The sequence below is a fragment of the Colwellia sp. 6M3 genome, assembly GCF_014077595.1.
GTDB lineage: Bacteria > Pseudomonadota > Gammaproteobacteria > Enterobacterales > Alteromonadaceae > Cognaticolwellia.
The window spans coordinates 1-14,484 of the sequence record NZ_JACGWF010000098.1; the positions used below are offsets into that span (position 1 = coordinate 1).

The 14,484-nt window shown below is 38.3% G+C and carries 10 protein-coding genes and 1 riboswitch; of the genes, 5 read left to right on the forward strand and 5 right to left on the reverse strand.

The genetic code is table 11. From position 1 onward, the window contains the following. The first annotated feature begins 204 nt into the window (after window positions 1–204). Window positions 205–387, forward strand: a riboswitch (Lysine riboswitch). Window positions 388–637: 250 nt separating this feature from the next. Continuing rightward, a complete protein-coding gene (gene lysC, locus H4J50_RS16205; protein ID WP_182257354.1) occupies window positions 638–2,002 on the forward strand; it encodes a lysine-sensitive aspartokinase 3 in 1,365 nt (454 codons plus the stop codon). A gap of 155 nt (window positions 2,003–2,157) precedes the next feature. On the opposite strand, the gene queC is transcribed toward lysC, so the two are convergent. After that, a complete protein-coding gene (queC, locus tag H4J50_RS16210) occupies window positions 2,158–2,814 on the reverse strand; it encodes a 7-cyano-7-deazaguanine synthase QueC (protein WP_108456241.1) in 657 nt (218 codons plus the stop codon). Between the two features lie 69 nt (window positions 2,815–2,883). On the opposite strand from queC, the gene queE reads away from it, so the two are divergent. Next, window positions 2,884–3,558, forward strand: a complete 675-nt coding sequence (gene queE / locus H4J50_RS16215) for a 7-carboxy-7-deazaguanine synthase QueE (protein WP_182257355.1) — start codon at window positions 2,884–2,886, stop codon at window positions 3,556–3,558. 346 nt (window positions 3,559–3,904) lie between these two features. On the opposite strand, the gene H4J50_RS16220 is transcribed toward queE, so the two are convergent. Next, complete coding sequence (locus H4J50_RS16220) at window positions 3,905–5,032, reverse strand: zinc-binding dehydrogenase (RefSeq protein WP_182257356.1); 1,128 nt, start codon at window positions 5,030–5,032, stop codon at window positions 3,905–3,907. Between the two features lie 163 nt (window positions 5,033–5,195). Further along, window positions 5,196–5,873 (reverse strand): glutathione S-transferase family protein, encoded by a 678-nt coding sequence (locus tag H4J50_RS16225; protein ID WP_182257357.1) that lies wholly within the window; start codon window positions 5,871–5,873, stop codon window positions 5,196–5,198. Between the two features lie 254 nt (window positions 5,874–6,127). On the opposite strand from H4J50_RS16225, the gene H4J50_RS16230 reads away from it, so the two are divergent. The 3 genes from H4J50_RS16230 to H4J50_RS16240 all read left to right on the forward strand — a co-directional run bounded on the left by H4J50_RS16230 (window position 6,128) and on the right by H4J50_RS16240 (window position 10,207). Beyond that, a complete protein-coding gene (locus H4J50_RS16230; RefSeq protein WP_182257358.1) occupies window positions 6,128–7,027 on the forward strand; it encodes a LysR family transcriptional regulator in 900 nt (299 codons plus the stop codon). A 180-nt stretch (window positions 7,028–7,207) separates the two neighbouring features. Then, complete coding sequence (locus H4J50_RS16235; protein WP_182257359.1) at window positions 7,208–9,163, forward strand: hypothetical protein; 1,956 nt, start codon at window positions 7,208–7,210, stop codon at window positions 9,161–9,163. A 900-nt stretch (window positions 9,164–10,063) separates the two neighbouring features. Continuing rightward, a complete protein-coding gene (locus H4J50_RS16240; RefSeq protein ID WP_182257360.1) occupies window positions 10,064–10,207 on the forward strand; it encodes a hypothetical protein in 144 nt (47 codons plus the stop codon). 355 nt (window positions 10,208–10,562) lie between these two features. Here H4J50_RS16240 and H4J50_RS16245 read toward each other — a convergent pair whose 3' ends face one another. Both H4J50_RS16245 and H4J50_RS16250 read right to left on the reverse strand, forming a co-directional pair. Further along, entirely contained in the window at window positions 10,563–13,691 is a 3,129-nt protein-coding gene (locus H4J50_RS16245; protein WP_182257361.1) for an efflux RND transporter permease subunit, read from the reverse strand. A gap of 10 nt (window positions 13,692–13,701) precedes the next feature. Then, the coding region (locus H4J50_RS16250) for an efflux RND transporter periplasmic adaptor subunit (protein ID WP_182257362.1) at window positions 13,702–14,484 on the reverse strand (783 nt) is incomplete at its 5' end.

Below are 14,484 nucleotides of genomic sequence, written 5' to 3' on the forward strand. Positions count from 1 at the left end.
GAATTATTTCAATCTATTGAAGCATAACAATTAAGTCAATTTTTAGCAGTACCTATTTTTATAAGATGTTTTTTGTTTAGACGTCTAAAAGTCTGTTGATATTTGGTTTTAGATAAGGTTAAATACTCACGCTGAAAATTTGAATAAATTATATGAGGTTGTTGAGCTTTTATATTTGTAGCTAACAATGTTTATGATAATTTTCGCACCAGAAGAGGCGCAATTACCAGGTAAGTAACAAGAGGAGCCCATCCACTGACTGTTACCTAGGGGGATAATTGCCGAGAATGTTGATATTGGGTTATATCACATTCGGTCACTAAGGCTGAATCCTTAGGGCTGTCACCGCTAAAATTTTTTAGCATAGGGTGGAGAGCTTCTGGCTGAAAAGTACCGTTCGAATAACTTATTAAATCATCGTTATTCGCTCTACACTCAGTCATGCTCTTCCTGTTAGTTATTTGCCTTTAAAATTTACTGAACGTTACAAAATATCACACAGTAAACAGGCTTTTAGGAAGATTATTTATGTTAAACTGTTATTATCTGCCGTTAAATACGGATGCTAGTATCATCGAAAATTTATCTCACTGTATTACTGCTAAAGTTCTACCAACTGCATGTCTGGAGAACTCACATGTCTGCTAAAGTCATTAATAATATTACCGTAGCAAAATTTGGTGGCACCAGTGTGGCTGATTATCAAGCCATGTTGCGCTGTGCCGATATCATTAAAAATAATACAGTTAACCGTGTAGTGGTGGTTTCAGCAAGTGCTGGGGTAACTAACCATTTAGTGCGCTTAAGCCAAGCAGACGTTCCTAGTGAAGAGCGTGAACAAATTATTAGTAATATCGCTGATATTCAATATGCGATAACACAACATTTTATTAAACCTGACGCTATAAACAGTGAAATATCAGCATTACTGATATCTTTGCGTACTTTTGCTGATCAACAAGCTTCAAATCACACCATGAAAAACAGTGATAATATCTTAAGCTTTGGTGAACAATTCAGTTCACGTATATTTGCTCAAGTATTACAAACTGTAGGCGTTAATGGTCATTACTTTGATGTTCGTCAAGTCATGAAAACCGATGATTTATACGGTAAAGCCCAAGTGGATTTATCGCAATTAGCCGCTAATGCTAAAACATTACTGTTACCGCTACTAAAAGATCAAGTTATTGTTACACAGGGTTTTATTGGTAGTGATCAGCAAGGTAACACCACAACGCTTGGTCGCGGTGGTTCTGATTATAGTGCGGCATTATTAGCTGAAGCTATTCAAGCGAGTAACTTGAGTATTTGGACTGATGTGGTGGGAATTTTTACAACCGATCCTCGCATAACCGATCAAGCGCGTTCAATAAACGAAATTAGTTTTGGTGAAGCCGCAGAAATGGCAACATTTGGTGCAAAAATTCTTCACCCGGCAACATTAATTCCAGCCATGCGCCAAGATATTCCTGTTTTTGTTGGCTCAAGTAAAGAACCTGACGCTGGTGGTACAAGAATACAGCGTAATGTTGAATCTAGTCCCACTTATCGCTCAATTGCACTGCGCCGTGAACAAACACTAGTAACCGTTAAAAGCCCACAAATGCTGCATGCCAGTGGTTTTTTAGCAAAAGTTTTTACTGTATTAGCAAAGCATCAATTAAGTGTTGACCTAATCACTACAAGCGAGATTAGTGTTGCCCTAACGTTTGATAACCCGTATGGCTCTACACAAGCTTTGTTAACCAAAGCTGTAGTTGAAGAGCTTGAGCAACTTTGTGAGGTTAGCGTTGAACATGGCTTAAGTTTAATTGCGGTGATCGGTAATAAAATTCATGGCACTAAAGGTGTTGGTAGTAGCATTTTTGATAAAGTGAATGATTTTAATATTCGCATGATTTGCCATGGTGCAAGTAATCATAACCTTTGTTTCTTAGTGCCAGAAGCCGATGCTAATCAAGTGGTGGAGCGTTTACACGATACACTATTTAATGGTTAAGCTATGCGTAAATATGCCGGCTAGCTCTTTTTAATGAGAGCTTTAATAAAAACTTTTAATTAAAATTAGACAAATACTAAACACTAAAAAGGGACATTTAACTGTCCCTTTTTAGTATTTATGTTTAAATTTTCTCTTAAACAATCGATAACTGTTTATTCGTACGGGAGAGGATCGGTAATATTATTATCAGCAAACGCTTCTAAGCGCTCTTGACACGCACCACATTTACCACAGGCTTTCTCACGACCGTTGTAACAAGTCCAAGTATCTTCATAACTTAAGCCCATTTTTAAACCATCAGTTAAAATATCTGATTTATTATTGGTTAAATATGGGCTAAAAATCTCAACTGCTTCGTAATTAGCTATTTTACAAACATCATTCATTTTCATAACAAATTCAGGGCGACAATCAGGATAAATTGCATGGTCGCCAGAATGAGCACCGTAATATACTTGTGAAGCTTTTACCGATACTGCATAACCTACCGCAAGTGAAAGTAAAATCATATTTCGGTTTGGCACTACGGTTGATTTCATGCTTTCAGCTTCGTAGTGACCTTCAGGGATCTCAATATCATCGGTTAAAGACGATCCGGCTAATATTTGGTTTATCGCCGAAATATCTATTACTTTATGAGCAACACCTAATTGCTGGCAAACTTTACTGGCGCAGGCAATTTCTTTCACATGTTTTTGGCCATAATCAAATGTTAAGGCATAAACTTCTTTACCATCTTTTAAAGCTCGGTTTAGTACCGTGAATGAATCCATGCCACCGGAAAAAATTACTACGACTTTATTACTCATATTTTAGTTCTCTTGAGGTATAATATAAAACTTGCGCATTCTACTCGAAATTATCTAAGCATTAAAGAAATGACCACACGTTATAAAATAAATGAATTGTTTGAAACTCTGCAAGGCGAAGGCTCGTTTACAGGCCAACCGTCAATTTTTCTACGCTTACAAGGCTGTCCCGTTGGCTGTTCGTGGTGCGATACCAAACATACGTGGGATATTCATCCAGAGTTAGAAATTAGCAGTAATACGCTATTAAGCAAATCAGAAGAAACTGAACAATGGTCGAATTTATCGTTAGATAATATTGCTGAAATATTCAACCAGCAGAACTATAAAGCTAAACATATTGTGATCACCGGTGGCGAACCTTGCATGGTTGATTTAACTGACCTGTGTTTATATTTTGAAGCATTAGGTTATAGCTGTCAGGTAGAAACATCAGGCACGTTTGAAATTAGAGTATCTGAGCAATGCTGGGTAACCGTTTCACCTAAAGTAAATATGCGTGGTGGCTACAAAATTTTAGCCAGTGCCATGCAGCGCGCCAATGAAATTAAGCATCCGGTCGGTACAGAGCAGCACATAGATGATTTAAAAGCATTATTGGCTGAACATAAAGTCGAAAACAAGCAAATTTACTTACAGCCTATTAGCCAAAAACAACGGGCAACTGAGCTTGCGATTGCCACATGTATTGAAAATAACTGGCGATTATCGGTGCAAGTACATAAATATATTGGTATTGAGTAAGATCATCATTAACTGCGTGTAGCGCAGTTCATCTTCATTTTACGAAAATAATAGCAGTGTAATAACTGCTTTTTTGGTTTTTATTAGGCTCATATGTCTTCACATGTTGACTTTATATGTTGACTTTGAGTTCAAGTCAGACCTAATTTAATTGTGAATATATCTCCAGTAATAGACCGCTTTGTCACCACAAAGTCATCATTAATTTTAACTAAGAAGACACTCTTCATACACCGCGGTCGTTAGCATAAATTTATTTTTGTGATTTTCTATTTAGAGCAAGTAAATAAAAAAGCAGATATTAATGACTTAATATCTGCTTTTTACATAATCAGTTAATAAATAATTACTTTTGAGGTGTAATTAAGTATTTCTCACCTGTCGCTTGCTTTGAATAAGCTGCCATCGATTTTAATTGTAATACTTCTGCCAACGACACTTCATGTGTGTAGTGACTAGCAAATGTGGTGGTAATTTCATCTGCAACACGTTTTCGCATAGCAATTACCGTTTTAGTCCCTAACTTACCTAGCGCATTGAATAATAAGAAGCCATTGACTCCCCAAGCAAAACCAAAGTTACGATTAAGTGTTATTGGTCCACGATCTAATGCGCCATAAATGTACACTTGTTTGTACGTGTCAGAGCCATAAACGCTATGTTCTTTCATATCACGAGACGCAACAACTTCCATACAATTAAGAATGTCACTGGTTAGCTTGCCGCCACCAATAGGATCGAACGCGATAGTGGCACCTGTTTCAATAATTGCCGCCGTTAAGTCAGCAAGAAAAGTATCACTACTTGAGTTAACAACATATTTTGCGCCCATATCACGTAACAATGTTTCTTGTTCTGCTTTTCGTACGATGTTGATTAAATCAACGCCATCGGCAATACAAATACGGTTTAGCATTTGACCAAGATTTGACGCTGCTGCCGCATGAATAATAGCTTTATGGCCTTCAGCACGCATAGTTTCAACCATAGCCAATGCCGTTAGTGGGTTAACAAAAGAAGAAGCGCCTTCTTTCGCCGTAGTACCTTCTTTTAATGGTAAACAGCTTTGCACGTTGGCAGAAATATATTGGCGATAAGTACCACCGCCAATAACGGCAACGGTTTTACCCATTAGTGCTTGTGCTGCCGGCGATGAACCCGCCGCTATAACAGTTCCTGCACCTTCATTACCAACAGGAATCGCTTTACCAACTCGTGTTTTAACCGCAGGCATAAATTTAGCTGGAACATCTGCTGTAATCTCTGGATTTTGTTCAGTGCCTGACTGTTTTGCTGTTGTCATATCTGCGGCGCTAAAAAGAACGGCTAAGTCAGACGGATTTAATGGTGCAGCTTCAAGACGAATAACCACTTCATCGGCACCAGGTTGAGGTATTTCGATGTTTTTTAAAGCAAGTGTTAATTTATTGTCTTCACTGATAGTTGAAGTTAGTTGGATATTTGACGTTGTCATATTGTTTGCTCCTGCAAATAATGAAATTTTTGAACCAATAAGGTTATGATATTGGTGATACTTTGTTGGTAATTAAATTCAAATAAATATTTTGTCCTAGGGATTTGTCTTGGATATTTATCTTGGTTATTTGGTATTGCCTACTTTCATCGCTAACTCTATGTTATCCGGCATTTGCCGCTTTAATTTGAGCGGCCATCTTTTGCATAAACTCAGGCATATTGGCCTGACGATCCGCTTCCACTTTTTGGGCAATGGCAGATTGGCTCATGGCATTGTTCCACTCTTTCATTCCTGGTACTTCGGCCAGTACATCCCAGTTAAGTTGACTAGAGCCAAAAGCGCTAACAATAGTGTTTACATAATAAAGGTAGATGTCAGCCATGGTTAATTCTTCACCTGCCACCCAAGGCGAAAACTTGCTTAAGCGACTTAGAGCTGTAATGCCTCGACTTAATACTTGGCGTACTTCAGTTGCGATCGACTCTGGCACTGCTGTACCTGAAAATGCATAAGGTATCAGTCGTCTACTTGGCAGTTCAAAGTATAGCTCAGCCATTTTCATAATTTGACGCACAACAGCACGCTCTCCTGCATTTTCAGGGTATAGCGGAGTTGCTGGATATGTGTCCTCGATAAAGTCACAAATAACACTCGACTCTGAAAGCTCAAGGCCTTCATCAGTGGTGATAACAGGTACTTTACCCGCAGGACTAATTGCTAGTAATGCTTCACTGCTAGCGTAAAGCAGGTTTTCTTTAAAAGGCAGATCTTTGTATAGCAATACATGTTTCACAAGGTTGTAGTAGTTACTCGCGGCAAAACCGTGCAAAGTTATCATAAGTAAGTGTCCAATTTTTAACGTGAAAGTGTATTTAACTGTGTTTAGTTGCGTTTAATTTGAGATTAAATCCCGAAAGCACAATCAAACCCTCATTTTTTAACACGTTGCCACTAAGGCAAAGTTGTATTGTTTAAGCTAAACCTATTATTACTTGTTTTAATTTGGTTATATATAAGGGAAAATGCGAATCACTATTGCTTTTAAAGCAACAATCAAGCAAAAGTATTCAGTATTTATAATGGAGAAGTCAGTTGGATCAATTACGTGCAATACGCTATTTCAGTAAAGTTGTCGAAACGGGCAGTTTTACCAAAGCAGCGAATGCTTTAAATGTGCCGCCATCATCGTTGTCGAGGCGCGTTGCTGATTTAGAAAAGAGTCTTGGCGCAACATTATTAAAGCGCTCGACCCGAATCGTTAAACTGACAGAAGTAGGGCAAATTTATTATAACGATGTCCAACAAATATTGAATCAACTAGAACAAAGTAATGAAACAGTGCGAAGTTATCAAACAACACCCATGGGGCGTTTATCTATAAGTTCCATGGTGGGTTTTGGTGAAAAAATATTACTGCCCTTACTAGATGAGTTCAGCGAGTTATACCCTGAAATTATATTAGATATCAGTTTAAGCGACGAATTATCAACATTAGGACGTGATGATGTCGATATTGCTATTCGCGGTGGTTACGCGCCAAATGAGCGGGTATTAGCGATAAGACTCATGGACAATGGCTTTATCCCTGTCGCTTCGCCAAGTTATTTAGAACAACACGGCATACCCAGTAACGCAATGGAACTAAAAGAACATAATGGCATTTATTTTAAAACGCCATCAGGACCAACACCTTGGTTATGTAACATGAACGGTCAATGGCATGATGTATCGGGACCAGCGATAGCGATTTCAAATAACGGACCGTGGTTAGCAAAAAAAGCGTGCGACGGTGAGGGCATTTTAATGTCAACGCGATGGGCGTTATCTTCATATCTTGAGTCAGGAAAGTTGCAAGAACTTAAGTTTGAACATGAGTTAGCGATAACTCAAAATTCTGATATGGCGGTTTATTTGTTGTATCAAAAACAGCGCTATTTAGTCCCAAAAGTAAAAGCAGCGGTAGACTTTTTAGTACAAAGAATAAAAGAATAAAACGAAGGGTAATTAGCGAATAATGGGGCTCGAGAGTAAGGTGGATAAATTGACGTATGCTCATATAACTTATTAATGGGTTTTTGTATAAATAATAGATAAAAAACACGTCCTTAAGCTAAAGCTTTTAACTAAGCGACCGATAAATTACTTAATAGGGTTTAGCGATTAAGGATAATCATGGTTAATAATATACTTGGAAGTCAGGCTAATTTAAGCACTATGCTTGCCCAATCAGTTAATAACGTAAACCAAACCTCAGTGACTCCTTCACTTCGCACCAGTGGCGACCTTCAGGCTATTAATGATTTACAAACTAACGCGCATAAAATAACGAATGAGTTATTAAACCAGCTAAACAGTGAATCGATAGCTAGCAATCAAAAAGTAGGGGATATTTTACAACAGCAACTTACCTCGCTATTTACTATTTCAAGCACGCCTAGCATGCTCAACTATAAACTCTCCAATGAAGAACTTGCCTTACGCACAGTTATAAGCTCTCAGCATGAGGGGTTATTAAAAAAGGAAAGCAGCGGCCAATTAATTGAGCGTTTAAATACGTCAGTTAAAAATATTCAGAATGCTTATGCCAATACTAGCGATATTTTATCCAGCTTAGGGCAGCTTGGGCATGAGCAAAAAACATTTTTAGCTTCAAGCCAGCAACGTGTTGAGCGCACGCTCAATCCTTACATGGAAAGTACTAATCGTAGCAAGTACGAGGATGACGATAACTATTTATTTGAGCTTTCGATAAAAACCAAAGAGGGTGATGTAATAAATATAACGTTTAATTCGTCGCAAGGTTACGATGAAAAAACGGGTGAGGCCGTTGATGGCTTTAGTTTAAGCTACGAAGTAAATGGCGATTTATCTGAGGAAGAACACAAGGCACTTTCGCAAGTGCTAAATGGTGTTGGCGAAATGGCCGATGAGTTTTTTAAAGTGAGTGAAAATTCATTTAGTCCTATTATAGTGCCGAACCAAACAGATATGAGCTTAGACTTTTTAGCAGGCTTTAATAGTGAGCAGCTAGCGGGTTTTAATGTGTCGTTTTCAACAACTCAAAATGATGCGCTTGATACAGGCGAGAACAATCTTGATTTAAGTTACTCCATTGATGAAGCATCAAATCAGCAAGCGCTTGTGTTTAAATCAGAAGGTGGCCAAAACGAAATCGATTTTGCGTTAGATATGTCGACCATTGGCGGTAAAGACACACAGCAAATGCAGCAATATTTAGCGTCGCTCGATCAAAGCCTAGAAGATAGCCGAGTAAATAGTACCGAGGACGATAAAAAGTCGGCATTTGGTCACAAGGGCGACGAGGCAATGCAGCAAGGCTTTGCATTGTTTAAAGGGGCTTTTGCGAGTATGTCGTCGGCGGCTGAGCGTTATAGCAATTTAGAGTCACTTGCAGATCAGCAATTTAAAGACGGGCGCGCCATGGTTGCCGATTTGGTCGATAACATGATCACAAACGATAGTCGTTACCAAGGGCTAGCTGATAAAGCCCCCAATACATTAGGATCGGGTATTTCTAAGCTCACTGATTTTGATGCCACATTTTCTTATGCACTGGATAACGGTGACTATCAGCCTAAAAGCACTATTGAGCTAAGCCAGGCTACTGAGCAAACCCAATTAGGGGATCTTAGTGGTGTAACGCAAAGTAAAAACGTGAGTAGCCACTTTGATTATCAATACAGTCGCCCTGATTATTACGACAAAGAAGAAAGTTATAACGTAGGTACAGCAGTTAAGAATAAAGAGCTTGTAGGGCTTGAACAGTCTCACGAAGTTGATGTTGATACAAAAATGCATGCGTTTAACCCGCAAACGAATCAATACGAGCTGCAAATGGCGATGCAAGAGCAAACCGTTAGTAAAAGTGATATTCGCTTAATTGATGATATTTGGCTTGAAGCAAACGAAAACAGCCATAACATGAGTAAAAAAGAACGTGTTGAAAGCGATGAAAAGCAAGCCGAATTTAAAACTACAAGCAGCCACTCTCATAATAAGTTAGTTACCTTAATAGGTGATTTAGATAAGCTGGCTGAAAATAAAAATGTAAGGCGAGAGTATTTAACTAACTTATCGCAAGTTAACTTTTTTATGGATAAAAAGTAACGCCTTGGAGTTGTTCACTCCACACTAAATATTGGGTATAGTTGTTAAATTAGTCATTTTAAAATTTAAAATGACTAATAATAGTGCTTAAAATAAATGATTTTCCGCTAGAGGGATAATAATCAGCTTACGCCCAAAATCACATAAAAATGCCAGTCATTATAACCTAACTTGTAGTACCCAGACGTTATCTAACAATGCTAATTATCAGTGTTTAACTAAACCTGACAGACATATTCAAGCTGTTAGTTCGACTTGTCAAAGTAACGCTAACTTTTGCCACAAAAGAGACCTTTGCCCCCCCAAAATCAGTACCAAAACGGTCTTCTTTGATACGATTGCTGACATTAGACTAATTTTTATTTTAAGATTTTTCTGTGAGCTAAATATAGGTGGTTATTTAAAAATGTCAGCTTTTTTTACACTTTTTTTGAAGGAATCAAAGCTGACGTTTTTTATCACCAAAAATAACACTACCTAGTGATCACTAAGATACGAAAGCGGAACAAAATATAAATTCTATTTTAATACTTAATTTGTGTTTGGTGACATAAAAAATCAGTTGCAAAGAGGGTCAGCTTTATGATCATTAAGCTGACATAAAATTAATAATTCTAAGGCGCAATGGGGCACATAGTGAGATAGCAATTATCCCAAAAAGAAGTCAAAATTATGATGTAAATGTATCTTATTAAATACTCTGCTTCGTCACTTGAGTTAACTTCTGAATATTCGGAAAAACGTCTTTTACAATCACGGTATTTAGACTTATCCCTTTCTAATTTTCATCTTTCATAAAATGATCAATTTTTATTGTCGGGTTTTTATCTGCTGAGCTGTTATAGTTTTATAGTTAATTTATCTCTGAGTTTTAAAGGCTAATTGAGGGAGAGTACTGGTATGCCCAAAGGGCCGTCTTTAGATACGTATTTAAACAACTTGCCGTCACTTCGACGCTTTGTAGTGCGTGATGAGGACGTAGAAGATATTTTTCAGGAAACTTATGTTCGTGTATCTGGCAAGGACAGAATGCCTCAATACTAAGAGTAGAAAAGAATTCTTCAGTTAGATGATGATACATAGTTTGAAAAGAACACCATTACCGCGAGAGCGGTTTAGTTCAAAGGTGGTTTTGTTGACTATCAAGATGAAGGTAGCTCAATGTCTAATGAACACTAGAAACAGCTCGAAAATCCATTGATGCTAACGTCCGGTCGTATCTTTGCTGACCATATTGGATCGTTGACGAGTTACAAAATTTTTCTCAGGTGTAACTTAAATGTTAAATTTCCTCATCGTGTGACGCATTTCTCATTATTTGTGACGTTCCACATATGTTCATAGTGGAAGTGAAAAAATTCAAAGCAGCTTAACTATAAATTAAGCTGCTCCCTTCTATTTAAATTTCACTAGATTGCTGTTTCTTATTCTCAGAGCCATGTGCCCATAGGTATAAAACAGGTAATACAAACAAAGTTAAAATTGTGGAAGATACAATACCCCCAATTACAACGGTAGCTAGAGGTCGCTGCACCTCCGCACCAATTCCTGTATTTAACGCCATTGGAATAAAGCCCAAACTAGCAACTAAGGCGGTCATTAAAATAGGTCTTAAGCGAATTATAGCACCTTCAATGATAGCTAAATAAAGATCACCTTTTTCATGCCAGAGATCTCGAATAAAAGCCAACATAACCAAGCCATTTAATACAGCGACACCGGACAGCGCTATAAAACCGACACCTGCTGAAATTGATAAGGGCATGTCTCTTAAATAAAGTGAAAATACGCCCCCCGTCAACGCCAAAGGAACACCACTAAATATAATCAACGCATCTTTTAACGAACCAAATGCGATGACTAAAATGCCCAATATAACGATCAATGTTATAGGTACTACCATGCTTAATCGTTTACTTGCTGACTCTAGCTGCTCAAAAGTTCCTCCATAATCAAGCCAATATCCTGCTGGAATTTCTCCTTCTTGATTAATTTTAGTTTTCACATCCTCTACAAAACTTCCTAAATCTCTACCACGAACATTAGCTGTAACCACAACTCTTCTTTTTCCGTTCTCACGGCTAATTTGTGCTGGTAAAGATTCTGACTTAAGTTCTGCAACTTCTTCAAGAGGTACGTAGCTACCATCATCAAGCGGAATTGGCAGAAACTTCAATCCATCGATATCCGTTCTTATTTGCTCAGGGAGACGAACAACTAACTCAAAACGCCTGTCACCTTCATACATTATCCCCGCAGATTCACCTCCAATTGCGGCGGCAACCCAATCTTGCAATTCAACCACACTCAGACCATATCTGCCCAATGCATCTCGTTTGGGAATAACAGACAATGAAGGTACACCAGTAACTTGCTCCATACGGACATCTGCTGCGCCATCGATGGTTTTCACAATAATTAAAATATCTTTTGCCGTAAGTAGTAACTGATCCAAATCGTCACCAAATACTTTGATCCCCAAGTCAGCTCGAACTCCTGAAATCAACTCATTAAAACGCATCTGAATTGGCTGAGTAAATTCATAGTTGTTGCCCGGAATATGCTTCAGTGCTTCTTCCATTTCTTCAACCAATTCACTCTTTGGTTTTTTTGGGTCATACCAATCCTTACGTGGTTTTAAAATCACAAAAATATCGGCAATACTCGGTGGCATTGGATCGGTAGCCACTTCTGCGGTTCCAATGCGAGAAAACACTTTATCAACTTCAGAAAATGCCTTTATACGTTGCTCAAGTACCTCTTGCATTTCAACAGATTGTTCAAGACCAGTTGAAGGTATTCTTAATGCTTGTACCGTTATATCTCCCTCATTTAGCTGCGGAACAAATTCAGTCCCCAGTGTTGTTGCTAACCAAAGACTATATCCCATTAAAAATGTCGAAAATAAAACGATACCCCAACGGAATTTCAACGCCATTTTTAACAATGGTTTGTAAACAGATTTGGTTGAGCTGATCACAACACTTTCTTTTTCGCTGATTTTACCTTTCATAAACACAGCTACGGCAGCAGGTACAAGTGTTACAGATAAAATCATCGCTGAAATTAAAGCCATAACTACGGTTGCCGCCATTGGGTGGAACATCTTACCTTCAACGCCAGTTAGCGTGAAAATAGGTATATAGACCACCGTGATAATTAGAACACCAAAAAGGCTTGGTCGTATGACTTCTGATGTGGCTTCATAAACAGTATTCAAACGTTCTTTCAAATTTTGCCTATAATCGTTGTGTTGTGCTTCTGCTAACCGACGAACAGAGTTTTCAACAATAATGACAGCACCGTCAACTATCAAACCGAAGTCCAATGCGCCTAAACTCATTAGATTGGCAGACACTCCGGTTTTTACCATACCAGTGATTGTCATTAACATTGATAGTGGTATTACAGCAGCAGTTATTAATGCTGCGCGTAAGTTTCCAAGCAACAAGAAAAGCACAACAATAACTAAAACAGCACCTTCAACGAGATTTTTAGTGACTGTCGCAACAGCCTTGTCTACCAAAGTTGTTCTATCGTATACGGCTTCAGCGGTAACGCCTTTAGGAAGGGATTGCTGTATTTCGCTTAGCTTTTGTTCTACTTCCAATGCTACGGTTCGAGAGTTCTCTCCAATTAACATCATGGTAGTACCCAAAACAGTCTCAATGCCATTGCGAGTAGCGGCTCCTGTCCTAAGCTCTTTCCCTATTCCAACACTAGATACATCACCTATTTTTACAGGGGTTTCATTATTTTTCTTGATTACAATATTGAGTATCTGATCGATTGTTGCAAGTTGGCCAATGGATCGAACCAACACTTGCTGTCCGCTTTTTTCAATATAGCCAGCGCCACGGTTATCATTATTTTTACGTAATGCATCTGAAACATCTTCGAAGCTAACTCGATGGAATAGTAATTTTTCAGGATCGGGAGTTATATGATACTGCTTGTTATAGCCACCAATACTATTTACCTCAATGACACCTTTAACCTGAGCTAATTGCGGTTTTATGATCCAGTCTTGAATTTCCCGTAAGGCAATGGCGGTATACGGCTCTCCGTTAGACATTTTAGCGTCAGGAGAAGCTTGAACTGTATACATAAATATTTCACCAAGCCCTGTAGAAATAGGACCCATTTGTGGCTCTAAGCCAGAGGGAATAACGCCTTTTATCGCAGCTAACCTTGCATTTATTAGGTTTCGGGCAAAATATATATCAGTTCCCTCTTCAAAGATAACGGTCACTTGAGATAAGCCGTATCTTGAAAGGGAGCGAGTGTGAGATAGCTTTGGCAAACCTGCTAGAGCTGTTTCTATTGGAAATGTTACCCGCTGCTCGGCTTCTAAAGGTGAATAACCGGGTGCAGAAGTGTTTATTTGTACTTGAACGTTTGTTATATCGGGGACGGCATCAATAGGAAGCTTTTGAAAACTCCACATACCAACACCGATAATAACCAACAACAAACTTAATACTAAATAGCGCCTATTTATTGCTAGACGCAAAATTGATTCAATCATATTACGTCTCCTAATCGTCGTCTTCTACTTCAGATTTCAATATATCTGCTTTTATCAGATAACTGTTTTTATTTACATATTCAGAGTTTTTATTAAGACCATCAACAACTTCTATGTAGTAATTATCTGAACGACCTAACACAAGCGGTGTAAATTCATATTCTTCACCTTCTTTCACAAATACACCTATTCGGCCCCCCAGCTCTTGTAGAGCTATTTTTTCGACGGCTAGATCAACCTCAAATTGACTTACCCTAATACTTCCCTTTAGGAGTTGACCTGAAGTTAGATTTAGCGCTGTATTGTCTAATCGCACTCGCGCTAATACATAAGGTTGATCTTTAGATGGAATTATATTGGTGATTGTTGAGTTGAATGTTTGCTCGCCATGCATAATGTCAACATGTTGACCGACTTTGATTTGATTATATTGGTTAGTAAAAACCTTAAATTCGGCCCACAAAGTGTCAAAATTTACGATTTCAAACAAGCTGGTGTTTTGAGTGATACCGCCAACGTTTCCATTTCGCTGTAAAACTACCCCAGAAATAGGAGACGTAATTTTATATGTATTCAAGCTTTCGTTAGATTCAATAACGGCTAATAAATTGCCTTTTTTTACGTTATCACCAACGGTGAAATTTATCGTCTTTATTACGCCGTTATATCTTGCACCAACTTGAAATAACTGTTCAGCGCCTATCGTCGTAGCGCCGTATACAGGAATGGTCTGGTTCAATATTTTTGATGACAGGTTGGCTGTTTCAACACCAACCCTTTTTGCCATACTATC